Origin of the sequence: Streptomyces sp. NBC_00104 (genome assembly GCF_045160825.1) — a bacterium.
Lineage (GTDB): Bacteria > Actinomycetota > Actinomycetes > Streptomycetales > Streptomycetaceae > Streptomyces.
The window spans coordinates 880942-907900 of sequence record NZ_CP108215.1 but is presented as its reverse complement, the minus strand read 5'-3'; the positions used below and the strand labels follow the sequence as shown (position 1 = coordinate 907900).

The window sequence follows — 26959 nt, the reverse complement described above, 5'->3', positions numbered from 1 at the left end:
CTGCAGCTCCTCAGGGAGGCGCACGGTGGGCTGGACACCGGCCCAGGCCGCCCGCGGCCTTTCTGGACGCCTCCGGCATGGTGGCCCCGACCGCGGCGTACACCGCGGGCGGGGAGCTGTCGCCGGCGCAGTGCGTGCTGTACGCGGGCGTTGCCGGGCCCTGCGCTAGTAGGACTCCGTTAGGTCTGTCTCGCGGTGCTGTTTGGGGGCATGGTGGGTGTGTGGATGCACATGAAGTGAACCGTGCCCGGGCGAAGTTGGCGTTGTTCGTGGCCGATGTGTTCGCGTCGGTGCCGCGCAAGGATCAGCGGGCCAAGAGTGACTGCTATCTGCGGGGACTGATGGTGGACGGTCGCCGCAAGTCCATCCAGGCCATGGCCTCGCGGCTGCCGGACGGCAACGAGCAGAACCTGCAGCAGTTCGTGAACCAGTCGACCTGGGATCCCGTGCCGGTGCGGCGGCGGATCGCGGAACGGATGGTGCCGAGAATCGGCCCGGATGCCTGGGCGGTCGACGATGTGTCGTTTCCCAAGGACGGGAAGATGTCGGTCGCTGTCGCTCACCAGTACTGCGGGGCTTTGGGCAAGCAGGCCAACTGTCAGGTCGCGGTCAGCGTGCACGCGGTCTCCGACACCGCGTCCTGTCCGCTGCAGTGGCGCCTGTTCGTGCCCCGGGAGTGGGCGGATGATCCGGTCCGCCGACGCAGGACGGGGGTTCCTGAGGAGGTCGGGCACCGGGAGAAGTGGCGCCTGGCCCTGGACGTCTTCGACGAGCTGGCCGGGTGGGGGCTGGTGCCGCCGGCGGTGGTGGCCGACGCCGGCTACGGGCAGAACGCCGACTTCCGCGACGGGCTGGAACGTCGGAACATCGGCTACGTGGTGGCGATCCGCTCGGACGTGACCGTCCACCCGCACGATGCGGTGCCCGCTGCCCCGCCCTGGTCCGGCAACGGCCGCAAGCCTCAGCCCCGCTACCGCGACAAGCCGTCCCCGGTGGCCGCGCTCGCGGCGGACCAGGGGCGGCAGGCCTTCACCGAGGTGACCTGGCGTGAAGGCTCACGCGGGCCGATGCGCTCGCGCTTTCTGGCGCTGCGCGTGCGGCCGGCCGGTGTCCGGTCCCGCCGCCTTGCCCAGGCCGCCGCCACCGCGCAGGAGGGTTTGTGGGACGGTGTCCTGCCCGACGTCACGCTGCTGGTCGAATGGCCCGAAGGCGCCGAAGCACCCACCGATTACTGGCTGTCGAACCTGCCGGCCGACACCCCGCACGCTGAACTGGTCCGCCTGGCCAAGATCCGCTGGCGCATAGAACACGACTACCGGGAACTCAAACACGGCCTCGGCCTGGACCACTTCGAAGGACGTTCCTGGACCGGCTGGCACCACCACGTCACCCTGGTCACCGCCGCCCACGCGTTCCTCACCGAACAGCGCCTGGCCCCAAAAGCCGATACAGCGGACTCACCCTCTACCAGATCCTCGACACCATCCAGGACCTGCTGAACTGCTGGACCGGCACCTGCACCACCTGCCACCGCCCCCTGCCCAGAACATCCACCACCAGCCAGAACCCAAGAGCCAGAGCAACTTAACGGAGTCCTACTAGAAGGTCAGGTTCCAGGCGTCGATCTTGCCTGTGTCGGAGGCGGCGTTGTCGTTGACGCGCAGCTTCCAGGTGCCGTTCGCGATCTCCGAGGAGGCGTTCACCGTGTAGGTCTGGGCGATGTTGTCGGCGCTGCCGCCGGCGTGGTTGTGCAGCTTGTAGACGGTGCCGTCCGGCGCCACCAGGTCGACCTTCAGGTCACCGATGTAGGTGTGCTTGATGTCCACACCCACCTTGAGGGTGGCCGGGGCGTTGCCGGTCACGCCGGTGACGGCGATCGGGCTCTCCACGGTCGCGTTGTCGTTGACGGCGAAGTCCGCGAGGTTCTCGAAGTACTTGCCGGGCGGCGGGGTGGTCCCCACGGCCTTGAGGGCGTCGACCTGTCCTTCGCCGAAGAACGAGTTGTTGGCCGTCGTGCCCGTGCAGCGGCTGTCCGAGGGGCAGGTGATGTCGTTGGCCTGGGCGGCCAGCTTGGCGCGGATCTGCGCCGGGGTGATGCCCGGGTCGGCGCCGGCGATGAGTGCCGCCACGCCGACCACGTGCGGGGTAGCCATCGAGGTGCCGCTCTTGCTGCCGTAGCCGCCGCCGGGGACGGTGGAGTACACGTTGCTGCCCGGCGCCGCGACGTCGATGACGCCCTGCCCGTAGTTGGAGAACGAGGCCTTGGTGACGCCCGTGCCGTTGGCCGCGACCGTGACCACGCCCGGCAGCTCGGTCGGGATGTCGAGGCAGGCGTTGGTGATGGTGCGGGTGACCGGCGTCGAGTCGTTCGGGCTCGCGGAGTCGGTCGTCTTGTGGGCGAGGTCGTAGTTCTCGTTGCCCGCGGCGGCGATCTGGAGGGAGCCCTTGCTCTCGGCGTACTCCTGGGCGCGCTTGACGCCCTCGATGATGGCGGCCTGGTCGATGTTGTCCGGGCAGTTGAACTGCCACGGGTCCGTGTAATAGCTGTTGTTGGTGACCTTGAAGCCGTGGTCACCGGCCCAGACGAAGCCGCAGATGGTGTTCTCGGCGAAGAAGAAGGAGTTGCCCGGCTCGGCGACCCGGACCGCGGAGATCTACACCGACGCCTCCATGGCAATGACCCCACGTGCTACAGCCAGCTGATCGCGGATGCAGGCAAGGTAGGTATTCGATCAGGGTCCCCCACGAAGGCCTCGCCCGACGCAACTTCGCAGATCGCGAAGCGGATGGTCATCACGATCGACCAGAAGGTCATCCCACCCAGTCAACCAACGTGACAGCGCCCATGAGCGGGCTCAGCGGTGGACGAGGCGTAGCTGCAGCCACAGCGAGAGCCTGTCGTCGGCATCGTCCAGTGAGATGTCGAAGAGTTCGGCGGTCCGGCGCAGCCGGTAGCGCAGGGTGTTGGAGTGCACACCCAGCCGGGTCGCGGCTTCGGCGACGTTGCCCACCGCGTCGAGCCATGCGAGGACCGACACGACGAAGTCCGTACCGTGCTCGGCATCGTGGGCGGCCATCGCGGCGACAGCGGGATGCCCCAAGCGCGGTTCGCGGCTGAGCTCGTCGGCAACGCGAGCCAGCAGGAGCCGCGCGTGTACGTCGGTCAGCCCGGCCACCGGCGGTGCGTCGGCGTGGGCTGTCGTCACGCGCAGGATGTCGTCGATCTCCCGGCGCATGGCCGGCAGGGCCGCCGGATCCGTTTCCGTGGAGGCGACCGCTGCGCGGACGCTGTCACCGAAAGCCCCGCGGATCGCGGTGAGCGCGTCTCTCGCGATCCGCCTCGCAGCCTGTGATCCACCGCCCGGCAACAGGACGTAGACCGCACGGGACGTCGTGGCAATACTCGCGTCCGGGCGGAAGGGGACGATGTAGCGGGACAGCGCGTGGCTGAGGTAAGCGGTCAAAGCCACAGAACCCGTCGCGTCGGTTGTCGCGGCGAATCCGAGGAGCCCGAGGTCGACTCCTGACGGAATGGAAAGACGAAAGACTGTTTCGTGAGCCGCCCAGGATCCTTCCAGTGCCCCGAGCAGCGCGCTCTCGCGTTTTTGAAGCTCCAGTTCATTTGCATTGCGGCTGCGAAGAATGTGCAGACTGGCCAGGCGTGCACAATCGACCAGCGCCTGTTCACCGTCTCCGCCGAGGCCGTCGGTGCTTTCGATGGCCCAAATAGTGCCGAGCGGCTGGGTCCCGGCCCTGATGGCTATGGCCGCGCGGGGCAGCGCTCCGAGCGCATCGGGAAAGCGCACGACCTTGTCCGAACCGAGCACGACCCGATACCGCTCGAGGTTGTGATCGATCTCCGGGACACGGCGGCTCAGAATTCCTTCGCGCCGCAGGGCGTCGATGCGCTGGTCCGGCGATGACGAATAGGCCATCACGCGCCGGTCCAGGTCCTCGATGGCAACAGATCCGCCGATGACGGCGCTGGCGGCGTTCGCCAGGATGAACAGTCCGTCCCCGGATCCGGCCTTCGGGTCGCCCCCGCCCCCCTGGGAACCCAGGGCGGAGAGCAGCAGCGCGTCGAGGTGGCGCCAGGAGACCTCGTCCGCCGCGGCGAGCAGGGTGAGGCCGCCGGCCGACGATTCCGCGACGAGGGCGCTGGTATCCGTCCCCCTGAGCTTGAGGACCATCGCGCAGTATCCGCGGTGGGCGGCCTCCCGTACGAGCTCGGCGGCGCCCGCTTGGTCGCCCTGAAGCCCTGGCAGCAACAGGAGCTGGTCCACGCCGGACGGCAGGGGGTCGTGGGGGTCGTGCAGGACGGTCCCTCGAACCGTCTGTTCCAGTCCTCGTGGCGCGGTCAGTACCTGCAGGACCGGCGATCCGATGGTCGCGACGAGGTGCCGGACCGTGGTGGCCGGTGCGTCGGCGACGATCTCACCGCTTGGGTGATCGGACAAAGCCATAGCCAGATCCTAGTCCAATCGGATCAGGACGAGTGATGCGGGCGGGGACAACAATCGCCGCAATGACCTTTCCGCTCCGGGACTCCGCACGGAAAGACTCGTCGAAATTCTTCAACCGGTCGGACACCTGACGCTGACCTGGACCCGATTTCTTCGAATGGAGACACACGTGACCAGAAGTCGTTTCACCATCGCGGCACTCGCAATGGGGACCGTGGGAATTCTGCTCAGTGCCTGTAGCGGCACGTCGGCCACCGGCGACACTGCGACCCCGGCCGCGAGTGGAAGCAGGATTCAGCCGTCGATCACCGTTGACGCCAAGGTCGCGGCACTGCTTCCCAAGCGATTCCAAGCCGGGATCGACGTGGCCAGCGGCGTCTACGCGCCGATGGAGATGCTCGACTCCAACCAGAAGTGGACCGGATTCGACTACGACTTGGGACAGGCGCTCGGAGCAAAGCTCGGCGTCTCGTTCAACTTCAAGAACCAGGCATTCGACAGCATCATCCCCTCACTGCAGTCGGGCAAGCACGACATCATCATGTACGGAATGAATGACACGCCGGAGCGGGAAAAGACTCTGCACTTCGTCGACTACTTCCACGCCGGAATGGAAATCGTCGTGAAGAAGGGTAATCCGGAGAAGATCAGCAAGGTGCTCGACCTGTGCGGCAAGTCCGTCGCGGTCGCCAAAGCCACCACTCAGGCCGACCTTATGAGGGCACAGGAGCCGAAATGCAAGGCCGCCGGAAGGAAGCCGGTCACGGTGATCGAACTGCCCACCGAAGGCGACGCCCTCCTCGCGGTTCGCGCCGGAAAGGCGGTCGCGGACGTGCTCGACGCGGCACCCGCCAGGTACAACGCCGCCACGGCAGGAAGCGGCACCGTGTTCGAAGTCGTGAGTGACCCTGCGCATCCCACAGGATTCGGTCCGGTGTACACCGGCATCGGGGTGCTCCGAAAGAACCACGATCTCGTCCTGGCTCTGCAGGCGGCGCTGAACTCGCTGGTGAAGGACGGCACTTACCAGCAGCCGATTCGCGCCGGACGAGCGGGCCGCCGCAGGCACGCACGACGTAGCTGCCACGCCCCTGCGGCACCCGGGGCGATGGGTGGCCGCCACGGTGCTGATCGCCCTGTGTACCGGCTGGATGTTCTCGCTCTGGCACAACCCGAACATCGAGCACCTGACGATCGCCGATTTCCTGTTCGACGGGCGGATCGTCCAGGGCGTCCTGTTCACGGTCGCACTGACCGGCTGCGCGATGGCGCTGGCGACGGCTCTCGCCATCCTGCTGGCGGTGATGCGGCTGTCCGCCAACCCGGTGCTGCGCGTGATGTCGTGGGCGTACACGTGGTTCTTCCGTGGCACCCCTCTGCTCGTCCAGATCGTGTTCTGGGGCTACCTCGGCCTGCTGTACCAGGAGCTCACCCTGGGTATCCCCTTCACCTCGATTCAATTCGCCTCCGCGGACACCAACGCGATCGTGACCCCCTTCGTCGCCGGCTTGCTGGCTCTGGGGATGAACGAGGCCGCGTACGCCTCCGAGATCGTCCGCGCGGGACTGCTCTCGGTCGATCACGGCAACGTCGAGGCGGCCCACTCGCTGGGGATGTCGCCCGCGTACACCCTGCGGCGCATCGTGCTGCCCCAGGCGATGCGGGTGATCATCCCGCCCATGGGCAACGAGACGATCTCCATGCTCAAGAACACGGCCCTGCTTCAGCTCATCGCGGTGCCGGAGCTCTACACGCAGACCAGCTGGATCTCGGCACAGAACCTGCGCCAGGTCGAGCTGCTGATCGTCGCAAGCGTCTGGTACCTGGTCCTCACCTCCGTACTCTCCGTGCCGCAGTACTACCTGGAGCGCAGATACGGCCGCGGCACCAACCGAAGCCTGCCGTTGACTCCCTGGCAGCAGGCCCGCCGCCTGGTGGGCCAGATGCGGACCCGTGTCACACAGGTCGCACACACCGACGCGAGGACGGAAGGAGACGCATGACAACGCAGGCCCTCGACGGATCGAAGCCGTTGGTGGAGGCGTGGGACGTCCGCAAACGCTTCGGCGCGAACCTGGTGCTCAAGGGGATCGATCTCCGTGTCGAGCGTGGGCAGGTGATGTGCCTGCTCGGGCCCTCTGGCTCCGGCAAATCGACATTCCTGCGCTGCATCAACCACCTGGAGCGGGTCGACGGCGGGCGTATATACGTCGACGGTGAGCTGATGGGCTACCGCGAACACGGTGGTCATGCCCGCGAGATGAGACCCAGTCAGATCGCGGCCCAGCGCCGGAGTATCGGCATGGTCTTCCAGCGGTTCAACCTGTTCCCCCACCTCACGGCGTTGGAGAACATCGTCGAGGCCCCGGTCGGTGTGGCGCGCCGGAGCAAAGCCGACGCTCGCGCCAGAGGCATGGAACTACTGGAGCGGGTCGGTCTCACCGATCGTGCGGGCATGTATCCGGCGCAACTGTCGGGTGGCCAGCAGCAGCGGGTGGCCATCGCCCGGGCGCTCGCGATGGATCCGAAGCTGATGCTCTTCGACGAACCGACGTCGGCCCTGGATCCGGAACTCGTCGGCGATGTGCTGAACGTGATGCGCGATCTGGCGAAGAGCGGCATGACGATGATCGTCGTGACCCATGAGATCGGCTTCGCCCGCGAGGTGGCGGACCAGGTCGTCTTCATGGACGACGGCGTCGTCGTGGAATCCGGTGCCCCGACCGACGTGATCAGCAACCCGCAGCACGACAGAACGAGGACATTCCTCGACAGCGTCCTGTAGGCCGCTACCACTCCGGCATGTCCGGTCCGGGACCACGACCGCTCGCCGACCACCTTGTGCCACGAAGAGAGGGACACCCCCTGTGTGTAACGTCGTCCGTCGACCGCTGATCGCGGTCACCCTGGGACGGGACCTACCTGACCGTCCGTCCGTCTTCAGGCTGGCCGACAGCTACGTACAGGCTCTGACGAGTCCGGGAGCGATACCGATCGCCATCATGCCCGGCATCGACGACACGGCGATCCGGCATGTGATGGAAGGCGTCGACGGCCTGTTCCTCCCCGGCGGAGTCGACCCGCACCCCCGCCACTTCGGAGAGGAGGTGCACCCCAAGACGGTCATCGACGAGGACCTCGACGCTCTGGAGATGAACGCCATCGCCGCCGCGGCCGACTTGGGCATGCCGATACTCGGCATCTGCCGAGGCTGTCAAATCCTCAACGTCGCCCTGGGCGGCAGCCTGGTCCAGCACCTGGAGCCCGGCGGCCCGGTCGACCATCTCCAGGTTCTGCCGCTGGACTCGGAGGTCCACGAGCTCCGGATCGCAGCCGGCTCCCGCCTCGCCGGACTGTCCGATGCCCGGTTCCTCCGGGTGAACAGCCTGCACCATCAGGCCGTCGCCACACCGGCACCGGCGCTGAGGGTGGTCGCCACAGCGGAGGACGGCACCGTTGAAGCCGTCGAGGCCACGGACCCCGACCGCTGGATCGTAGGCGTCCAGTACCACCCGGAAGAGCTCATCGACCAGCGAGCCCACCGCAGTCTCTTCGACGACTTCGTCTCGTCCTGCAGCCGGTTCGCAGCCGCTCGGCAGAATCCGGAAGGATCCGAATGACCACCTCCCCAGCAGCCGAACGACGCGAACGCATCCTGCGCGCGGCCGTACGCGAGCGGCTTCTCGACCCCGACCATGCCGTACTGGCGGCGTTTGTCGACCTCGACGGCGTCGCCGCGAGCGTCGAGGCGCTGCACCGTGCCTTCCCGTCCTCGGTTCAGGCCCTGCACACGTTCGCGGCGAAGGCCAACTGCCTGGTGCCGGTGCTGGAGGAACTGCGGACGCATGGCATGGGCTGCGAGGTCGCCAGCACTGGCGAACTCGCCCAGGCGCTGGCCGCCGGCTTCGCGCCCGAACGGATCGTCTTCGACTCCCCGGCCAAGACCCGCGCGGATCTCAACCGGGCCCTGGCCCTGGGTGTCGCGGTCAACGTGGACAACTTCCAGGAACTCCGGCGCGTCGACAAGATCCTCGCAAGCCGTTCGTCCACCTCCCGGATCGGTGTGCGGATCAACCCTCAGGTCGGCAGCGGGGAGATCGCCGCGATGAGTACGGCCACCGCGACCTCCAAGTTCGGCATACCGCTGGAGGACGACGCCAATCGGGAGCAGCTCCTCCAGGCCTACCGGGACCGTCCATGGCTCACCTGGGTCCACGCCCACGTCGGGTCGCAGGGCTGCCCGCTGGATCTGATCGCCCAAGGCATCGCGAAGGCCGTGGCCTTCGCCGACCAGGTCAACGCCGACCTCGGCCGGCGCCAGGTGACCGGTATCGACATCGGCGGCGGACTGCCCGTCAACTTCGGCAGCGACGAGCCGACGCCGGGCTTCGACGAGTATGTCGCTCACCTCCGGGCCCACGCGCCGGCCTTGTTCAGCGGCGACTACCGGGTCGTCACCGAGTTCGGGCGGTCCCTGCTGGCCAAGAACGGCTTCACCGCCGCGTATGTCGAATACACCAAGACCTCCGGCGGACGCCCGATCGCGATCACCCACGCAGGTGCCCAGGTGGCCACACGTACGGTGTTCATGCCCGAAGCCTGGCCGCTGCGGATCACCGCACATGACCCTGCTGGCTCCCTCAAGGACGGGGAAGCCGTACCCCAGGACATCGCAGGCCCCTGCTGCTTCGCGGGCGACCTGGTCGCCCAGGCCCGTCCGCTGCCCAGGCTCGCACCCGGCGACATCGTGGCCCTCCTCGACACCGGCGCCTACTACTCCTCCACACCCTTCCACTACAACAGTCTTCCCGACCCCGCGGTCCACGGCGTGCGCATCGCTGCCGACGGAAGCATCCAATTCGGGCTGCTCCGCCGCGCAGAGACGATCCAACATGTCCTCGCCCGAACCGGAGGTGTCAGGCTTGGCGCCGACGAGGCGGTCTGAGGAGCCGTTGCTCTTCTGAGCAGTGCTCTTGTCGGTCGACCGAGGATTCCTGGCCGGGGGCTTCCGATGGCCCCTGACAGCGTGTTCCACTAATTGGTCGTGCCGGTTCATTCGAGGAAGTCGGCGACGAGGGCGGCGAACTCGTCCGGATCGGCCAGGCGGATGCCGAGGGTCTCGGCCTTGGCGCGCTTGGAGCCGGCGTTCTCGCCCGCCACGACCAGCGACGTCTTCTTGGAGACGCTGGAGGAGGCGCGCCCGCCGGCCCGTTCGATGAGTTCGTTCATCTGGTTGCGGCTGAGCTTCTCCAGGACGCCGGTCATCGCGCCCGTGACCACCACGGCCATCCCGGCGAGCGGACCGCCCGCGGGCTCGGCGCCGCCCTCCGTGTCGGCGGCTTCCTCGTCCGCCGGGGCGGGCGGTGTGGCGCCCGGCTCGGTCATGTTCACCCCGGCCGCCACGAGCTTGTCGATGAGCGGGGCGAGTTCGGCGAGTTCGGCCACGATGGAGGGGGCCTTCTCGGTGCCGATGCCCTCGACCCGCTGGATCGCCTCGGCGTCGGCGGCGCGGATGTTGTCCATGGTGGCGAAGTACCGGGCGATACGGCGGGACATGGAGCGTCCGGTGCCCCGGACACCCAGCGCGCACAGCACCCGAGACAGCGGCCGCCCCTTGGCCGTGTCGAGCGCGGCGAGGAGATTGTCGGTGCTGGTCTCACCCATGCGCTCCAGGCCGAGGAGCTGCTCCCGGGTGAGTACGAACAGGTCGGCGAGATCGGCCACCAGGCCCGCCTCGACGAGCTGCACGACCCGGGTGTGGCCGAGCCCCTCCACGTCGAGCTGATCGCGGCCGACCGCGTACGAGAGGGACGCCACCAGATGGCAGTTGCGGCCGTTCTCGCAGCGCCAGCGCTGTTCCCCGGTGTCGATGCCGGAGCCGCATCTCGGGCACACCTCGGGGAAGACGATGGGCTGTTCGCCCCCCGTGCGCAGATGGGCGACGGGCGCCTCCACGCGGGGGATGACGTCACCCGCGCGGTGCACCATCACGTGGTCGCCCAGCCGCAGGTCGCGGCGCGTGATGTCGGCGGGGTTGTGCAGGGTGGCGTACGTGATGGTGGAGCCGTCGATCTCGACCGGCTCCAGCACGCCGCGCGGCGCGATGATGCCGGTACGGCCGACGTTCCACTGCACCTCCAGCAGCCGCGTGATCTTCTCGACGGCGGGCAGCTTGTAGGCGATCGCCCAGCGCGGGGCGCGTGAACCGGACCCGGCGGCCTGCTGGTCGGCGGCGAGGTCGGCCTTGACGACGATCCCGTCGATCCCGAACGGGAGCTCGGCCCGCAGCGCGGCGATCTCCTTCACCCGGGCCAGGACCTCCTCCACGGTGCCGGCGGTGACACCGGGCACGGCCGTACTCGCGGTGGTGTTCACCCCCAGTTCGGCGGCCCGCGCCATCAGTTCGCTGTGGGCGAGCTCGCCCAGCCGCGCGGCGGAGTCGGCGTCCGTGCCCGGCAGCGCCAGCAAGGCGTAGCCGAAGAAGGTCATCGGCACCGTGTAAGCCCGCTCCTTGGCACGCAGGGTGCCCGCGGCGGCGTTGCGGGGATTCGCGAACGGTTGCCCGCCGTGTCCGGTGCGCACCTCGTTGGCGTGCTCGAACTGGGCGGTCGTCATGAGGACTTCGCCCCGCACCTCCACGGTGACCGGCTCGGCGAGCTCACCGGGCAGCCCCTCGATGGTGCCGATGGCGTGCGAGACGTCCTCCCCGGCCGTTCCGTCGCCACGCGTGATCAACTGCGTCAGCCGCCCTCGCGTGTACCGGGCGGCGACCGCCAGCCCGTCGAGCTTCGGCTCCACGCTGAACCGCTCCACGTCGTGCCCGATCCGCCGGGCCAGCGACGCCGTCCACGTCGTGAACTCCTCGCCCGAGAACACGTTGTCCAGGCTCAGCATCGCCACCGTGTGCGGCACATCCCCCTCGACCGCCCCACCGGCCACCTTCCCGGTCGGCGAGTCCGGCAGTATCTGCTCGGGATGCTCGGTCTCCCACAGCGCGATGCCCCGCACGAGCCGGTCGTAGGTGTCGTCGTCCAGCACCGACGTACCGCCCGTGTAGTAGGCGGCCGAGGCCTTGGCCGCGTCCTCGACGGCCTGCGCGTAGGCGGCGGCATCCACGATCACTGCAACTGATGTCGTCATGCGGACCATCCTGCCTCCCACCACTGACAACGCCCTCGGACGGCGCCCTCGGACGACGCCTGGGAGGCTAGTCCCACCAGAAGGACCAGTGGTCCCGTCCCACGAGGTCGGCCGCGTAGTCGGGGAACGGGGTCGGCGGGTCGTCGACGATGTTGTTCGCCGTGCTGAGCACATGTTCGAGAGCGAGCAGGTCCGCGTGTTCCGCGGTGCGCGGCGGCCGGGCGACGGAGATGTCCAGTGTGCCGCCGTGCACGGCCACCAGGTGGGCACCGAACCGTTCCTCCCAGCTGCGCAGCAGCGCACAGAGCAGAGGCAGGGGCGCCTCGGAGTTCCAGCCGAGCAACGCCAGGGCGTCGCTGCCGCGCCGGGCCGGGACGAGCACGAGACGGCAGTCGAGCACTCCGTGATCCGTGCGTGCGATGCGCGCCGGTGCTCCGGAGGCCGCCTCCTGCGGCGTCGGGCCCGTGGGCGCGACCGGCATCGCGGGCGCCAGGCCCGGCCACTGTGCGAAGGGCGGGCCGGGATCGTGCGGCCACGGCTCGACGTCCTCGGGCACCGGCTCCGGCTCGGGCGTCGGGTTCGTCCAGAGCGGGAGTCGCCGACGGCGGTACTCGGCGAAGCCCGTCGCCAGCACCTCCTCCAGACACAGGTCATCGACCAGCCCCGGGTCCAGGGGCTCGCCGATGACGTCGCCGCGGTAGAGGACCGGCAGCAGACCCGTCGTCCCGTGCTCGCTCAGCAGCCGGGGCCACAACTCCCGGAGGGCGCGCGGGAATTCGTCCGAGATCCAGATGTGCGACGGCCCGTGCGGGGTGAAGCGGCCGGCGGGCAGTCCGTGAGTCAGGGAGAAGGGCATGGCGGAACCGTAGATCCCGCCACCGACAACGCGGCTACGTTCGGCGGCCGCGCGTTCGCGCGGCCCATGGCGTCCCGGGCGCGCGGCATGCGGCGGTCGGACTCTTCTCAAGCTCGGCTCACGGCGCCGTCCCACCACGGGCACACCCCGGACCCACCACGGGCCGGACGAGCGGATCGCTCGTCCGGCCCGTGGTCGCGGGTACTGCGGCGCGACGGTCAGACCGCCGGGGACGGGTACGTCGGGTACTCCACTCCGGAGACGTGCTGGACGACGCGGATGACCTGGCAGGAGTAGCCGAACTCGTTGTCGTACCAGAGGTAGAGGATCGCGTTGTCGCCGTCGACCTTGGTGGCGCCGGCGTCGACGATCGAGGCGTGCCGGGATCCGATGAAGTCGCTGGAGACCGAGTCGGGGGCGTTGGTGAAGTCGATCTGGCGCTTGAGCGGCGAGGTCAGCGAGACGTTGCGGAGGTAGTCGAGGACCTCCTCGCGGTCGGTCTCGCGGCCGAGGCGCAGGCTGAGGATCGCGATCGAGACGTCCGGGACGGGGACACGGATCGAGCTGCCGGTGATCGGTGCCTTGAGGTCGGGCAGCGCCTTGGCGACGGCCGAGGCGGCACCCGTCTCGGTGATGACCATGTTGAGCGGCGCGGAGCGGCCCCGGCGGTCCGACTTGTGGTAGTTGTCCAGCAGGTTCTGGTCGTTGGTGAACGAGTGGACGGTCTCCACGTGACCGCGCAGCACACCGAACTCGTCGTCCATCGCCTTCAGCGGCGGCACGATCGCGTTGGTGGTGCAGGACGCGCAGGACAGGATCTGTTCGTCCGGCTTGATCGTGTCGTGGTTGACGCCGTGCACGATGTTCGGGACGTCACCCTTGCCGGGCGCGGTCAGCACGACCTTGTCGATGCCGGGGCGCAGGTGCGTCGACAGACCTGCGCGGTCGCGCCACTTGCCGGTGTTGTCGATGAGGATGGCGTTCTTGATGCCGTACTCGGTGTAGTCGATCTCGGACGGGTCGCCCGCGTAGATCACCTTGATCTCGTTGCCGTTGGCGTTGATCGTGCTGTTCGCCTCGTCGACGGTGATCGTGCCCTGGAACTGGCCGTGGATGGAGTCCCGGCGCAGCAGGGAGGCGCGCTTGACGATGTCCTCGCCGGCTCGCTCCCCGCCGCCGCGCACGACGATGGCGCGCAGCCGCAGGCCGTTGCCCGAGCCGGCCTTCTCGATCAGCAGTCGGGCCACGAGGCGGCCGATGCGGCCGAAGCCGTAGAGGACGACGTCGCGTCCCTCGCCGCCCTCGATCTTGTTGGCGCCCGTGGCGCCGGCGACGGCCTCGGCGGTGAACTCCGCGATCGACAGACCGCGGTCATCGGCCGGGTAGGCCTCGGCGAGCAAGCCGATGTCGATCTGGGAGGGGCCGAGGTCGAGCGTGGTGAGGGCCTGCAGGAACGGCAGGGTGTCGGTGACCGAGAGCTCCACACCGGCGATCTGGCGGGCGAACCGGTGGGTCTTCAGGATGCTGACCACCGACTTGTTCACCAAGGAGCGGCTGTGCAGCAGGACCGTCACGTCCCGCTCGCGGTGCAGCTTCCCGATGATCGGGATCATCGATTCCGCGATCTCCTCGCGGTTCTTCCATTGGGTGAACGAGTCCTCGTTGACAGTCACAGATTTATCTTTCGAGCTAGGCGGCGCTCATATGCTAACCACCCCGCTCGGGGAGACGCACCGAGGGGTGCCCATCGCACTCGCCCCTTGACGGCGCAGCCGTACCGCCCCATGTCCGTCATGTCTATGCCAGTTCAGCATTCTGCTTGAAGTTCGATATGCCGAACTTGCGTGGAGCGTGAGAGAGCGTCAACTCCTCGCGCGGACCGCGCTCCTGGCGACCAGGGAGCACGTCCGAGTGAGGTGTCGGCCGACCAGCGTTCACATGGTGAGCTGCGATTCGGCGGGGTGTGCCAGAACGCGCACGTCTGGGGGGGACTGGAAACACCTGGGATTCCATCTCTACGGCTTCCCATACTTCACTTCGCCTACGACCTGGCCCCGTACCTCGATCCGACGTGCCCGAACGTCGGGGGCGTGCTCCTCGTCGACGGCCGTGCGTGTGAGGGGCCTCGACTCGCGCGGGAGGACCGTGGCCGTACGCCGGGCGCCCACGCGGAGCGTCGAGCCCGGCGCCACGGCCGTCTCGACGCCCGACCTCCCCCGACAAGCGCCGGTGCGGTGCGGGCCGCCTCGCCCCCACCGTGAGGTCCTCGGGTCTGCGCCCGGCGACCCTCGCGTCGCCGGTCCGCCGCCGACGCGCGTGAGGTCCGCCACCGTGACTACGCGCCGCCGACGCCCAGTTCGCCCCGGACCTGCAGGGCGGCCAGCGCCGCCCGCGAGGCGACGCCCGTCTTGCGGTAGATGCGCGAGAGGTGCGTCTCGACCGTGCGCGGACTGAGGTAGAGCCGCTCGGCGATGGCGGGACTGGTCAGACCCTCCGCGACGAGGGCGGCGATCTCCCGCTCGCGCGGGGACAGCACGGTCGGTTCCACGGGCGTCGGCGCCGGCGCCGGCGCCGGAGACGGAGACGGAGACGGAGACGGAGACGGAGACGGAGACGGTATGCCGACGCCTGCGCCCGACTCCGGCCCCGCGCCCGTGCCCGCACCCGCGCCCGGCCCCGCGCCCGCGCCCATGCCCGCCCCCGGGCCGGGACCCCTGCCCGGCACCCCGCCCGTCGGACCCGTTTCGCCGAAGACGGCCGGGCGGATCACCTCCGCGAGGCCGGCCAGCAAGTGGGCGTCGCCCTCGGTGCTCAGGCGCAGAGCGCGCTCCCACATGGCGCGAGCCCGGGCCGTGCGCCCCACGGCTGCGCTCAGAGGCGCCCCCAGCAGCAGGGTCTGCGCCTCCCACAACCGGCCACCGCCCCGGGCCGTCTCCTCGGCGGCCTGCTCGAACAGGTCGGCCGCGGCGGTCATATCCCCCTCGGCCAGCGGCACATGCGCCCAGCTGCGCAGCGCGGACGCCCGCTGCGCCACGAGACCGAGCCGCTCCGCCTCCTTGCGGGCGCGTTCCGCCCAGTGCCGGGCCTCGACGTGGTCCCCCGTGGCGACGGCGGCGGTGACGAGGATCTCCAGGAACAGCGGCCGCATGCTCGGCTGAAGCCCGTCGAGGTCCTCCCCGCCCGCCCGGAGCAGGGCGGCCCGCGCCCGCGCCGGATCACCGGCGTGGAGCGCGGCGTACCCGAGCATGCACCAGGCGATGGACGCCCACCAGCGGGTGCCGGCGCCGGCCCGGGCGACGGCCTCCTCGGCCACGGTCAGCGCACCGCCGTCACCCGGAGGCAGCGCGGGGATCAGCGCCTGGGCCTTGGACGCCAGCACGAAGGCGAGCAACTCGTCGCTGCCGATGCCCCGGGCGATCGTCTCGGCCTCCTCGGCGAGCTCGACGGCCGACCCCAGCCGCAGCGTCATGACCTGGATGTGGGAGCGGCACAGCAGCAGATGAGGCACCACATAGAGCAGGCCGCCCCGGCGGGCGACGGCGAGGCCGCGCTCGGCATGCCGTTCCGCGTCGGCGTACCGTTCCAGGAACGCCTCCGCCCAGCTCAGCCGGGCCAGCGGTTCGCACAGGCCCGCGAGATCCTGGTCGGTGAGGGAGTCGATGAGCGCGGAGGCCCGGTCGGCGGCCTCGGCGGCAGCCACCGTGTCGCCCTCGTACGCCTCCCCGAGCGCGGTGACGGCCAGCGCCCCCGCCTCCGCGACCTCGTCGCCCAGTGACCGGGCCAGTTCCAGGGTGCGGGCCACGTCGTCGCGTACATCCGGGTAGGAGCTGGCGTGCGGGGCGGACGAGCCCAGTTCCAGGCCGAGTTGGACGGTCTCGGCGGGGGAGAGGTCGCGGCCCCGGGCCAGTTCGCGGCGCAGCAGGGCCACGGCCTCCGCGTACCGGCCGAGGTGGCGCTCCATGACCGCGCACAGGGTGACGGCCGAGGCGCGTACGCCGTCGTCGGTGCCCGGTGGCGACAGGCTGATCACCTCGTGGAGCAGGTCCCGGCTCTCCCGCAGCCCGCCGCAGGCGCCGAGCGCCTCGGCCCGCCGCAGCATCAGATCACGGCGCAGCGGGCCGTACGCCGGCCGCTCGGGCAGGTGGGCGAGGGCGACGCCCAGCCAGTGGGCGCTGCTCGCGGGCGCGGTCGCGGCGGCCTGCCGGGCGGCCTCGGTGAGGACGGTCACGGCGTGCGGGTCCCAGCCGGTCAGCGACCGCTCGACGTGGTGCGCCCGCTCACTGACCGGCGCACCGACCCGCGCCAGCTCGGCGGCGGCGAGCCGGTGCATACGGGTGCGCAGCAGGGGATCGGTGGTGTCGTGGACGAGGGAGCGCAGCACCGGATGCCGCAGCGCCCAACGGCCGTCGGCCCCCGGCCGGGCGAGATCGCGGGCGGTCAACTCCCTGAAGTCGGCGTCGAGTTCGACTTCCAGGCGGCCGGTGACCGCCGCCACCAGGGCGGGTGCCGCGTGATCGCCGAGCACCGCCACGGCCTGGACGGTCCCGCGCTGACCGTCGGTGAGCGGCGTCAGCTCGTCCAGGAGCAGCGAGCTGAGTCCCGCGGGTCTGCCGGCCTGGAGCAGGGCGAGGAAGTACAGGGGGTTGCCCTCACTGGCCGTGTACAGCTCGGCGGCCAGCTCGGCCGGCCGGTCGGGGGCGAGGGCCGCGAGGCAGGCGTTCCGGTCCAGGGGGCCGAGTTCGAGGCGGAGCACCGTCCCGGCCTCGACGCCCCGGGTGAGCGAGGCGGCGAGCCGGGGTGACGTCTGCCGTTCGCGGCGTGCCACCACGATCACCACGGGGGCGCGCCGCGGCGGATGTCGTACGAGGTGGTCGAGGAGTTCCAGGGACGCCGGGTCCGCCCAGTGCACGTCGTCGAGGGCCACCACGAGGCCGTTGCCCGTCCGGGCGATCCGGGCCAGGAAGGCGGCCGCCGCGCGTTGCAGGGCGAAGCGGTCCATGGTGTGGACCTCGGCGAGCGGGGACGGTATCCCGGCCTCGGCGTCCAGGTCCGCGAGGGCGTCGGCGAGGGGCTGGTAGGGCAGATGCCGCTCGTACTCGGTCGCCCGGCCGCGCAGCACCGTCATACCCCGGTCCCGCGCCCGGGCGCAGAACTCGGACACCAGCCTGCTCTTGCCGATCCCCGCCGCGCCGGTGACATCGACGACCGTCGGGCCGTGGCCGGTCCCCGTGAGCCCGTCGAGCACCCCGGCGAGCCGGTCCAGTTCGGTCTGCCGGCTCACCAGCGGAGCCACGTCCCACGGCAATGCGATTCCCCCTGAAGCCGGCCCCGGGCCGTCCCGGGCCGATCCGGACGTTCGTGAACGCGAACCCTCCGGCCGATTCCCGAAGATTGTACGTAGGGCCCGACATTGTCGGCGGCCCGCTCTCCGCACCCGGACGAATGCCACCTTGACGCCCCTGACCGGCGCACCTAGGTTCCCCTCGACGCGATCAGCATGATCGGACGGACAGGTCCGCGATCAGACAGGCAGGTCGACGATGACGGACTCCCGCGCCCCCGACGGCACTTCCGCCCCCGACGGCACCTCCGCTTCCGACGGCACCGCAGCCGTCCGACCGCTCCGGGTGGAGACCCACGGTCTGGACGTGATCGGCGACGCGGACCGCAAGGGCACCCCACGCACCCTCTTCTGGCCCTGGTTCGGGGCCAACGTCTCCATTCTCGGCATGAGTTACGGCGCGTTCGCGCTCGGCTTCGGCATCTCGTTCCAGCAGGCCCTGGCCGCCGGAGTCGTCGGCATCGTCTTCTCGTTCCTGCTCTGCGGCTTCGTCGCGGTCGCCGGCAAACGCGGCTCGGCCCCGACGATGGTGCTGAGCCGGGCCGCGTACGGGGTGCGCGGCAACCGGTTGCCCGCGGTCGTCTCCTGGCTGCTCACGGTCGGCTGGGAGACCGTGCTGTGCGCGCTCGCCACCATGGCCACCGCCACCGTCTTCCGCCGGCTCGGCACGGGCGGCGGCAGCGAGACCAAGGTGATGGCCCTCGTCCTGGTCGCCGCACTGGTCGTGGTGGTCGGCGTGATGGGCTTCGACCTGATCATGCGCTTCCAGACCGTCATCACCGTGGTCACCGGTGTGCTGACGGTCGTCTACGTCGGACTCGTCGCCGACCATGTCCACTGGTCGGCCGTCAGCGCCGTACCGGCCGGATCCACGCAGGAGTTCATCGGCGCCCTCGTCTTCCTGATGACCGGATTCGGCCTCGGCTGGGTCAACGCCGCCGCCGACTACTCCCGCTATCTGCCGCGCGGCTCCTCCGGCCGGGGCGTCGTCGGCTGGACCGCCTTCGGCGCCTCGCTCGCCCCGCTGCTCCTGCTGGTCTTCGGACTGCTCCTCGCGGGCTCCTCCGCCGACCTCAACGAGGCCATCGCCCTCGACCCCATCGGCGCGTTGACCACGCTCCTGCCCACCTGGTTCCTGATCCCGTTCGCCACCGTCGCCGTGCTCGGCCTGGTCGGCGGCGCCGTCCTGGACATCTACTCCTCCGGACTTGCCCTGCTCGCGGCCGGCCTGCGCGTGGCGCGCCCGGTGGCGGCCCTCGTCGACGGCGTGCTGATGATCGCGGGCGCCGTCTACATCGTCTTCTTCGCCGACGACTTCCTCGGCCCCTTCATCGGCTTCCTCACCACCCTCGGCGTCCCCATCGCCGCCTGGTGCGGCGTCATGCTGGCCGACCTGCTGCTGCGCCGGCGCGACTACGCCGAGGCCGACCTGTTCCGCCCGAGCGGCCGCTACGGCGACATCCCGCCCGGCCCTCTCCTCCTCACCCTCGCCGCCACCGCCCTCGGCTGGGGCCTCGTCACCAACTCCGCCGCGGGCTGGCTCGACTGGCAGGGCTATCTCCTCGGCCCCCTGGGCCTCGGCGGCAAGGGCGGCGACTGGGCCTACGCCAACCTGGGCGTCCTGATCGCCCTGACCATCGGCTTCCTCGGCACGCTGCTCCTGTCGCGGGGGCGGGTAAGGGCTCAGGAGGAGCGGGCATGAGCACCGACCGCTCGCCCGGCCTCCTCGCCGTCATCGACATGCAACGCGTGTTCGCCGAGCCCGACAGCCCCTGGGCGGCCCCGCGCTTCGACGAGGCCGTGGCAGGCGTACGGCGTCTGCTCCCGGCCTTCGCCGGACGAGCGGTGTTCACCCGCTTCATCGCGCCGGAGCGGCCCGAGGGAGCCTGGCGGGCGTACTACGACCAGGCGCCCTTCGCGCTGCGGCCCCCCGACGCGCACCTGTGGCACCTGGTCGACGAACTCGCCGACGACGCGAGGGACCTGGTGGACGCCCCGACCTTCGGCAAATGGGGCCCGGAGCTGGCCGCCCGCCTGGGAACGGACGGGCGGCTGGTCCTGGCCGGGGTCAGCACCGACTGCTGTGTGCTGTCCACGGCCCTCGCGGCGGCCGACGCGGGTGTCGAGGTGCTGGTGGTCGCCGACGCCTGCGCGGGCGCGGGCGACGAGTCGCACGCCAAGGCCCTGTACGTGCTGGACCTCTACCGGCCGCTCGTCCGGGTCGTGACCGTCGACGAGGTCCTCGGTCAGTCGCGGCCCGAACCCCGGTAGAGGTCCAGCTCCCCGTCCAGCTCCAGGGCGAGCACGGTCGCGTACGGGTCGAGGTCGGCCTCTTCGGGGGCGTCGATCCAGGTCACGCCGGGCACGGCGTCCAGGCCGCCGATCACCCGGTGGCCCAGCTCCGTACCCGTGCCGAGGACGGTGACCTTCTTGACGGGATTACGCAGCCCCCGGACCGCCAAGGACTCACGCGGCACGTCGAAGCACGTCAGATACAGGGTGCGCCGGTCGGCGGAGAGGGTACTGGGGCCGTAGTGGTGCCCGGCGGGCAGCCCGGCGACCGTCCCGTACACGGCGTCGGAGTGCCGGCCGATCCACGTGCCGAGCCCCTCCAGCCGCTCGACCTGCTCGGCGGGGATCGTCCCGTCCGCCCTCGGTCCGACGTCCAGCAGCAGATTGCCGCCCATGCCGATCGTCTCGGCGAAGTAACGCACCAGCTGACGCTGCGACTTGTAGTTGTCGTCCTGGTGCTGGAAACCCCACGAGTCGTTGATGGTCAGACACAACTCCCACGGCCCGTCGGGCGCTTCGAGGGGCACCCCCTGCTCCGGGGTGGCGTAGTCGCCGTGGCCGAGCATGCGCGCGTTCAGGACGGTGTCCGGGTTCTCCGCGAGGATCAGCTCTGCCAACTCACGTATCCGCCACTGCTGTTCGGTGCGCTCCCACTCGCCGTCGAACCACAGCAGATCGGGGCGGAACCGCTCGACCAGCTCGCTCACCTGGCCGTCACGGTAGGCGAGGTAGCGGTCCCAGGCCGCGGGGTCCTCCTCGCCGGGTGCGGCATGCGAGTAGGGGTTGGCGTCGTTGCCGCCCGGGTGGGTGTTCGACCACTGGTCGATCTCGGGGTGGCGGACGCTCGCGTAGTCCGGGTGGTTCCAGTCGGAGTGCGAGTAGTAGAGGCCGACCTTGAGGCCGTGCTCGCGCAGCGCGTCGACGTATCCGGTGATCAGATCCCGGCCCGCAGGGGTGCGCCGGACGACGCCCAGGTCGCCCTGGGCGGTGTCCCACAGGGCGACGCCGTCGTGGTGGCGGGCGGTGAGCACCGCGTACTTCGCGCCCACCCGGGCGAACAACTCGGCCCAGGCCGTGGGGTCGTACGCGGAGGCGGTGAAGCCGTCGAGCTGTTTCATGTACTGCTCGTGCGTCACCTCGCCCCAGTAGAAGGACCAGGACTCCGGCACCCCGTCCACGGCGTAGATGCCGTAGTGGATGAAGATGCCCAGTTTGGCGGCGGGAAACCAGGGTTGCATGGTCATACGGCCACGCTAGGCGGAGGGCCCTGGCGGGCGCGTGGGCGCGGGTCACCACTACTGGTTGGTTCTCACCCTCAGGAGCTCCGGCGATTCGTCCGCCGCGCGATCGATCAACCCGGCGCCGGTTCGTGTCGTTCCTCAAGGTGATCGGCTTCTCGGCGGTCTGGATCACCCCAGTGGTCCTGAATCGCTCCGACGACGACCACCACGGCTGTCGTCCGTACCTGAAGTGAGCGGCGCCTGGCGTCGTCCGGTGAGGTCAGGCGTGTCGGCCGCGACCGTCGCCGCCTGCCCTCGGACGGCATCCCCCTCACCACCCGACCCTCCGACCCCGCCCTCCTGGTCCCTCCCGCCCCCTCCACACCCATCACAGGACACCTCACATGCATCGGCCAGGCACAGGAATGCCCGCGTCCCTGTCGGGTACGCGAGGGGCGCAGCGCCCGGGACGGACGCCGTCCCGGGCGGCCTTTTCCATCACTACTTGGGATCTTCCATGGACATATCTCCCAACGGCCACCACGCGCCCCAGGCCTCCACACCGGCCCAGCGCGCGCTGACCGCGCTCGCCTTCGACACCCACGACACGGCCGCGCTGAACACGCTCGCCGACAGTGACGTGCTGATTCCCGTGCCGGACGACGCCGACGAGGCGGCCGTGAGCGATCCGACGGCCGTGGCGCTGCCCGTCCTGGAGCAGCCGGGCGGCGAACAGATCGTGCCGGTCTTCACCTCGGAACCCGCGATGGCCGAACTGCTGCCCTACGTGTCGCGCTACCGTGTGGTCCCGCTGGGAGCCCTGGCCTCCCAGTGGCCCGCCGACGCCGACCTCTCCCTCACCATCGACGCCGGCTCCCCGCACGGCCTCACCCTCGACGCCCATGACGTGGGCACCCTCCTGGGAGGCCACGGAATCTGACCGCACGGACCACGGACGAGGGAACGGCCCTCACGGCCCTCACAACCCCTTGCCGGGGTTGAGGATCCCGTGCGGGTCGAACACCTCCTTGATCCGCCGCTGCAGCCCGTGGGCGGCCGGACCCAGTTCCTCCGCCACCCACTGCCGCTTCAGCACCCCCACCCCGTGCTCCCCGGTCAGCGTGCCGCCCAGCCGCAGGGCCAGCGCGAAGATCTCGCCCGCCGCCTCCCAGGCCGCGTCCGGCAGCTCGGGCAGGGCCGGGTCCACGACGACGATCGGGTGAAGGTTGCCGTCGGCCGCGTGCGCGATGGTGAACACCGGCACGTCGTGCCGTGCGGAGATCGCGCGGATCTCCCGGACCGCCTCCGCCAGGCGGGAGCGCGGCACCGCGATGTCCTCGATCAGCGGCCGCCCCAGCCGCTCCAGTGCGGGCAGGGCCAGTCGGCGCGCGGCCAGCAGGGACTCCGCCTCGACCGGGTCGGAGGTCCTCTCCACCGTGGCCGCCGACGGCGCGACCGCCCGGGCGACCGCCTCCGCCTCCGCCTCCGCGCCCGCCCCGTCGCACTGCACCACCAGCAGGGCCGCGCCCCGTTCCCGCAGCGCCGGATCGATCGCGTGCAGCACCGGCCCGTCGACCAGCTCCGCGAGCGCCGGTACGACACCGGCCCGCTGGATAGCGTACGAGGCCTCGGCGGCCGCCTCGAAGGTGTCGAAGCACGCGGCGAGCGTGGCCGTCGCCACCGGCACGGGCCGCAGCCGCAGCGTCGCCGACGTGATCACCGCCAGAGTGCCCTCCGACCCGGTGAGCAGGGCCGTCAGGTCGTAGCCGGTGACACCCTTGACCGTACGACGGCCCGTGCGCACCACCGTGCCGTCCGCGAGCACCGCCTCCAGGCCCAGCACGCTGTCGCGGGTCACGCCGTACTTGGCACAGCGCAGCCCGCCCGCGTTGGTGGCGATGTTCCCGCCGATCGTGGAGATCGCCGCGCTCGCCGGGTCGGGCGCGTACCGCAGGCCGTGCTCACCCGCTGCCCGGTCCAGCTCGGCGGTGATCACCCCGGGTTCGACGACCGCGAGCTGGTCGTCCGCCGACAGCTCCAGGATCCGGTTCATCCCGGAGAGATCCAGCACGAGCGACCCCTCGCCGGCGCCGGCCCCGCCCGACAGGCCCGTGCCCGCGCCGCGCGGCACCACCGGCACCCGCAGGGCGTGCGCGTGCCGCAGACTCACGGTGACGTCCTCGGTCCGCCGGACGTGCACCACGGCCGACGGACCCCCGTCCGGCCGGGTGCCGGAGCGGTCGGTGGCGTACGCGGCGAGCCCCGCCGGGTCGGTGGTGAGCCGGTCGAGCGGCAGATCGCGGGCGAGCAGCCCCAGCAACCGCGCCGATACGGTCGTCTCCGGTGCCGCCGTCACAGGCCCAGCGCCTTCGACCCGATCGCGAGCAGCGCGATGTCCGCCTGCGGCGCGTGAACGGGCGCGCACTGGATGTCCCGGAAGTGCCGCTCCAGCGGATTGCCCCGCGCCAGTCCCGGATTGCCGAGCAACCGCACGGCCAGCTCCACCGCCCGCACCCCGTGCCGGTCCGCCAACACCCTTGCCCCCAGAGCCTGTTCAGGCGTGTACGAAGGATCGCCCGCGTCGACCTTCGCGGCACCGCCGAACACCAGCTCCTCGGCCGCGGTCAGCAGCACCTCGATCTCCCCGGCCGCCGCCCGGAAGCGTTCCGTGCGGCCCACCGGGTGCCCGAGATTGGCGGGCACCCGCTCATGGGCGAAGGCGCGGAAGAACGCCTGCGCGGCGCGCGCCACCCCCAAGTACAGCGCGGCCAGCGGGAGATGGATCGCCGCTCCCGCCCGGTTGTCCTGCTCGGCGGCGGGCCCGTACGGGGCGAGACCGATGACCTGCTCGTACGGCACCTCCACCTCCCGGAACGTCACGTCGTGGCTGCCGCTGGCCCGCAACCCCAACGGGTCCCAGTCGCCGGCGACGTCCATGCCCGGTGAGCCGCCGGGCACCAGGAACGTGCCCACCCGCGGCTCGGCCTCGTCGGTGGTCGCCCAGACCAGGAACCAGCTCAGTCCCTCCGCGCCCGTCACGAACCGCTTGGTGCCGCTGATCGCCCAGCCGTCGCCCGTTCGCCGGGCACGGGTGGCGGGCAGCCCGCCCCGCGCGGGGGAGCCCAACTCGGGCTCCACACGGGCGTGGTTGATCAGCACCGGCCGCTCGCCGGACTCCTTGACGACCCGCGCGTACAGCTCCTCGGGCCAGTGCGGTCGCGCCGCCTGGCGGGCGTGCGCGACCAGCGTCATCGCCGAGATCAGGGCCACGGACGCGTCGCCCTGCCCGAGCGCGTGCAGGATGCGGGCCGTCTCCTCCACTCCGGCGCCCCGGCCCCCGTACCGCTCCCCGACGGTGGCGGTGAGCAGCCCGGCTGCGTGGGCGACCCGGAGGGACTCGGCCGGGAAGTCGCCGGACCGGTCGTACGCGGGGGCCAGTTCGGCGAGGCGGTCGATCACTCGTCGGTGGCTGCTCACAGGGCCTTCTTCAGATCGGCGTCGAGTGCGGTCGTCCAGAACGACCTCACATCCAACTTCTCCTTCAGCGCGCCCAGTTCGGTGAACGCGTCGGCGACCTGCTGCTGCGAGGCGATCGTGTCGTCGCCGACCGTGCGGGCCACCGTGGGCCGCTGCGCCTGCGCGTCGAGCAGATCCTTCCTCGCCTGCGCGAGCGGCTGGTGGGTGGCCTCGGCGGTGATCTTCGCGAAGCCGTCCTCGTGCCCGTCCCGTACGTACGCGTACGCCCGGGTGATCCTGGCGATGAGATCAGCCACCGCCGCCTTCCGCGCGGGGCTCCTCAACACACTGTCCCTGGCCGACCACAGGAAGTTGCCCGACAGGACGTCCTCGCCGGAGCCGACCGTCGTGGCGCCCTGCTGGTGCGCGGTGATGATCGAGGTGCCGTAGGAGGCGAAGGCGTCGATGCCGCCGCCGTTGAGGGCCGCGAGGCCGTCGTTGGGCAGCAGCGGCTTGGCGTCGATGTCGGACCACTTCAGGCCGGCCTGCTCCAACAACTCGTACAGGAAGTAGTGGGCGGTCGTGTTCTGCACATAGCCGACCTTCCTGCCCTTCAGGCCGGCGATGTCGGTGACCTCCGACCCCTTGGGGACGACGACCTCCTGGTTGAGGGTCGCGGCGCGCTGCACGGCGACGACCTCGAAGTTCGGGTCGCCGTCGGCGGCAGCGAAGATCGGCGGGATCTCACTGGAGGACGCCAGGTCCAGCGCACCGGCACGGATCGCCTGGAGCTGCAGGTCACCGCCCTGGAAGAGGTTCCACTTGACCTTGTACGGGGTGTCGTCGAGGCCCGCGTACTTGAGGATCGCCTCCTCGCTCTTCCAGCCGGTGGCGCCGACTCTCAGGGTCACGGACGACAGGTCCGACGAGGACGAGGACGAGGACGAGGACGACGACTCGGCTTCGGCGGAGGCGCCGCACGCCGCCGTGAGCGTCAGGACCACAGCGGCGGCGGACGTGCGCAGGGTGCGCTGGAACACGGGATCTCCATGGGGGTGTGTCGCGGACCGGCGGAAGGTCAGGCGGCCTGGGCGCCGACGGCGCGGTGGGCGAGCTCCTGCCGGACCAGGGGCAGGACATGGCGGGCGTAGTCGATGGCGTCGTTCAGCGGGTCGTAGCCCCGGATCGACAGCAGGTCGCAGCCGATGTCGACGTAGTCGAGCAGCGCCTTCGCGACGGTCTCCGGAGTGCCGACCAGGGCGGTCGAGGCCCCGGCCGCGTTGGTGGCGACCGCCGGCGCCGTCCACAGGCAGCGGTCGTGCACCTCGCCCCGCTCGGCGATGTCGAGCAGCCGCTGCGAGCCCACGTTCGCCGGGCGCCCGCTGGTCGGGTAGTGCCGGAACGCGTCCGACGAGGCCGACTCCGCCTTCAGCACACCCAGGGTGCGGTGGGCCTTCTCCCAGGCCAGCTCCTCGGTGGGCGCGATGATCGGCCGGAACGACACCCAGATCCGCGGATGGGGGCGCCCGGCGGCGTCCGCGACCGCGTTCACGGCGGCGATCTGCTCCGCCGTCTCCTTGAGCGGCTCGCCCCACAGCCCGAAGATGTCGCCCTGCTGCCCGCCCACCCGGTAGGCGTCCTGCGAGGATCCGCCCACCGAGACCGGGATCAGCCCGTTCACCGGTTTCACATCGGAGTGGTAGCCCTCGAACCGGAAGTACTCGCCCTCGTGCGAGACGGGTCCGTCGGCCGTCCACACCTTCCTCAGGATCTGGATGTATTCGTCCGAACGCTCGTACCGCTCCGCCTTGTCGAGGTAGTCACCCTCCCGCCGCTGCTCCTCGTCACTGCCCCCGGAGATGATGTGCAGCGACAGCCTGCCGTCGCTGATCTGGTCGAGGGTCGCGAGCGCGCGTGCCGCGTGCGTCGGGAAGATGACGCCCGGCCGGTGGGCCAGGATCGGGCGGATCCGTTCGGTGTGCGTGGCCACGAACTGGGCCAGTTGGAGGGCGTCCGGGGACGCCGAGTGGTAGGCGACGAGGGTGTGGTCGAAGCCGCCGTCGTCCAGGGCGCGGGCGTACTCGCGGACGTAGTCCGGGTCGAAGCCGGTGCGGGCGCTCGCCGCGGGCCCGTTGACACCGGGGGCGGTGTGGACGGCGCTGATGAATTCCACGGGCATGGTGAACTCCTG

18 protein-coding genes and 2 pseudogenes are annotated in these 26959 nt (G+C 70.6%); 9 read left to right on the top strand and 11 right to left on the bottom strand.

From position 1 onward, the window contains the following. The first annotated feature begins 221 nt into the window (after positions 1-221). Positions 222-1499 carry an IS701 family transposase gene (locus OG272_RS03845; protein ID WP_327728809.1) on the top strand — a complete coding sequence of 426 codons (1278 nt, stop codon included), beginning with the start codon at positions 222-224 and terminating at the stop codon, positions 1497-1499. Between the two features lie 99 nt (positions 1500-1598). Here the strand turns inward: OG272_RS03845 and OG272_RS03840 are convergent. Both OG272_RS03840 and OG272_RS03835 read right to left on the bottom strand, forming a co-directional pair. Next, positions 1599-2654: pseudogene (locus OG272_RS03840) on the bottom strand (S8 family peptidase); the annotation flags it as partial. 201 nt (positions 2655-2855) lie between these two features. Then, on the bottom strand, positions 2856-4463 hold the full coding sequence (locus OG272_RS03835; protein WP_328222316.1) for a helix-turn-helix domain-containing protein: 1608 nt from the start codon (positions 4461-4463) through the stop codon (positions 2856-2858). 157 nt (positions 4464-4620) lie between these two features. Here OG272_RS03835 and OG272_RS03830 point away from each other — a divergent pair. From OG272_RS03830 to OG272_RS03810, 5 genes and pseudogenes are all read left to right on the top strand, one after another. Then, positions 4621-5436, top strand: a pseudogene (locus OG272_RS03830) (transporter substrate-binding domain-containing protein); the annotation flags it as partial. A gap of 139 nt (positions 5437-5575) precedes the next feature. Then, the gene (locus OG272_RS03825) at positions 5576-6466 is read left to right on the top strand and encodes an amino acid ABC transporter permease (RefSeq protein WP_405892546.1); all 891 of its coding nucleotides are present in this window, start codon (positions 5576-5578) and stop codon (positions 6464-6466) included. Then, positions 6463-7248, top strand: coding sequence for an amino acid ABC transporter ATP-binding protein (locus OG272_RS03820; protein ID WP_327731195.1), 786 nt, complete (start codon positions 6463-6465; stop codon positions 7246-7248). Before OG272_RS03825 ends, OG272_RS03820 begins: the two co-directional genes overlap by 4 nt. Positions 7249-7330: 82 nt before the next feature. Next, on the top strand, positions 7331-8083 hold the full coding sequence (locus OG272_RS03815; RefSeq protein ID WP_326584981.1) for a gamma-glutamyl-gamma-aminobutyrate hydrolase family protein: 753 nt from the start codon (positions 7331-7333) through the stop codon (positions 8081-8083). Next, complete coding sequence (locus tag OG272_RS03810; protein WP_327731196.1) at positions 8080-9408, top strand: diaminopimelate decarboxylase; 1329 nt, start codon at positions 8080-8082, stop codon at positions 9406-9408. The genes OG272_RS03815 and OG272_RS03810 overlap by 4 nt, the downstream gene beginning before the upstream one ends. Before the next feature lie 107 nt (positions 9409-9515). On the opposite strand, the gene ligA is transcribed toward OG272_RS03810, so the two are convergent. The 4 genes from ligA to OG272_RS03790 form a co-directional block, all read right to left on the bottom strand. Next, positions 9516-11603 carry an NAD-dependent DNA ligase LigA gene (gene ligA / locus OG272_RS03805; protein ID WP_405892545.1) on the bottom strand — a complete coding sequence of 696 codons (2088 nt, stop codon included), beginning with the start codon at positions 11601-11603 and terminating at the stop codon, positions 9516-9518. Positions 11604-11670: 67 nt separating this feature from the next. Beyond that, the gene (locus OG272_RS03800; protein WP_327731198.1) at positions 11671-12459 is read right to left on the bottom strand and encodes a DUF4253 domain-containing protein; all 789 of its coding nucleotides are present in this window, start codon (positions 12457-12459) and stop codon (positions 11671-11673) included. 218 nt (positions 12460-12677) lie between these two features. Continuing rightward, positions 12678-14132 (bottom strand): glyceraldehyde-3-phosphate dehydrogenase, encoded by a 1455-nt coding sequence (locus tag OG272_RS03795; protein WP_326584985.1) that lies wholly within the window; start codon positions 14130-14132, stop codon positions 12678-12680. A 662-nt stretch (positions 14133-14794) separates the two neighbouring features. Next, complete coding sequence (locus OG272_RS03790) at positions 14795-17764, bottom strand: AAA family ATPase (protein ID WP_405892544.1); 2970 nt, start codon at positions 17762-17764, stop codon at positions 14795-14797. Positions 17765-17999: 235 nt separating this feature from the next. On the opposite strand from OG272_RS03790, the gene OG272_RS03785 reads away from it, so the two are divergent. Further along, on the top strand, positions 18000-19502 hold the full coding sequence (locus OG272_RS03785; protein WP_405892543.1) for a purine-cytosine permease family protein: 1503 nt from the start codon (positions 18000-18002) through the stop codon (positions 19500-19502). Further along, positions 19499-20071, top strand: a complete 573-nt coding sequence (locus OG272_RS03780) for an isochorismatase family cysteine hydrolase (RefSeq protein WP_326584987.1) — start codon at positions 19499-19501, stop codon at positions 20069-20071. Before OG272_RS03785 ends, OG272_RS03780 begins: the two co-directional genes overlap by 4 nt. Here OG272_RS03780 and OG272_RS03775 read toward each other — a convergent pair. After that, positions 20047-21336: an alpha-L-fucosidase gene (locus OG272_RS03775; RefSeq protein ID WP_326584988.1), complete on the bottom strand. Its 1290-nt coding sequence runs from the start codon at positions 21334-21336 to the stop codon at positions 20047-20049. The genes OG272_RS03780 and OG272_RS03775 overlap by 25 nt on opposite strands. Before the next feature lie 493 nt (positions 21337-21829). Between OG272_RS03775 and OG272_RS03770 the strand changes: the two genes are divergently transcribed. Next, positions 21830-22252, top strand: coding sequence for an SseB family protein (locus OG272_RS03770; protein ID WP_326584989.1), 423 nt, complete (start codon positions 21830-21832; stop codon positions 22250-22252). A 39-nt stretch (positions 22253-22291) separates the two neighbouring features. On the opposite strand, the gene OG272_RS03765 is transcribed toward OG272_RS03770, so the two are convergent. The 4 genes from OG272_RS03765 to OG272_RS03750 are packed head-to-tail and all read right to left on the bottom strand — an operon-like array spanning position 22292 to position 26947. Beyond that, the gene (locus OG272_RS03765; protein WP_405892541.1) at positions 22292-23668 is read right to left on the bottom strand and encodes an FAD-binding oxidoreductase; all 1377 of its coding nucleotides are present in this window, start codon (positions 23666-23668) and stop codon (positions 22292-22294) included. Continuing rightward, positions 23665-24789 (bottom strand): acyl-CoA dehydrogenase family protein, encoded by a 1125-nt coding sequence (locus tag OG272_RS03760; RefSeq protein ID WP_327731201.1) that lies wholly within the window; start codon positions 24787-24789, stop codon positions 23665-23667. The genes OG272_RS03765 and OG272_RS03760 overlap by 4 nt, the downstream gene beginning before the upstream one ends. Next, on the bottom strand, positions 24786-25808 hold the full coding sequence (locus OG272_RS03755) for an ABC transporter substrate-binding protein (RefSeq protein WP_405892539.1): 1023 nt from the start codon (positions 25806-25808) through the stop codon (positions 24786-24788). Before OG272_RS03755 ends, OG272_RS03760 begins: the two co-directional genes overlap by 4 nt. A gap of 38 nt (positions 25809-25846) precedes the next feature. Further along, complete coding sequence (locus tag OG272_RS03750; protein WP_405892537.1) at positions 25847-26947, bottom strand: LLM class flavin-dependent oxidoreductase; 1101 nt, start codon at positions 26945-26947, stop codon at positions 25847-25849. Between the last annotated feature and the right edge of the window lie 12 nt (positions 26948-26959).

Coding starts and splice junctions, on each gene's coding strand:
- OG272_RS03835 (WP_328222316.1), bottom strand. CDS start 4,463: ATGGCTTTGTCCGATCACCCAAGCGGTGAGATCGTCGCCGACGCACCG.
- OG272_RS03820 (WP_327731195.1), top strand. CDS start 6,463: ATGACAACGCAGGCCCTCGACGGATCGAAGCCGTTGGTGGAGGCGTGG.
- OG272_RS03810 (WP_327731196.1), top strand. CDS start 8,080: ATGACCACCTCCCCAGCAGCCGAACGACGCGAACGCATCCTGCGCGCG.
- ligA (WP_405892545.1), bottom strand. CDS start 11,603: ATGACGACATCAGTTGCAGTGATCGTGGATGCCGCCGCCTACGCGCAG.
- OG272_RS03800 (WP_327731198.1), bottom strand. CDS start 12,459: ATGCCCTTCTCCCTGACTCACGGACTGCCCGCCGGCCGCTTCACCCCG.
- OG272_RS03785 (WP_405892543.1), top strand. CDS start 18,000: ATGACGGACTCCCGCGCCCCCGACGGCACTTCCGCCCCCGACGGCACC.
- OG272_RS03780 (WP_326584987.1), top strand. CDS start 19,499: ATGAGCACCGACCGCTCGCCCGGCCTCCTCGCCGTCATCGACATGCAA.
- OG272_RS03775 (WP_326584988.1), bottom strand. CDS start 21,336: ATGACCATGCAACCCTGGTTTCCCGCCGCCAAACTGGGCATCTTCATC.
- OG272_RS03770 (WP_326584989.1), top strand. CDS start 21,830: ATGGACATATCTCCCAACGGCCACCACGCGCCCCAGGCCTCCACACCG.
- OG272_RS03750 (WP_405892537.1), bottom strand. CDS start 26,947: ATGCCCGTGGAATTCATCAGCGCCGTCCACACCGCCCCCGGTGTCAAC.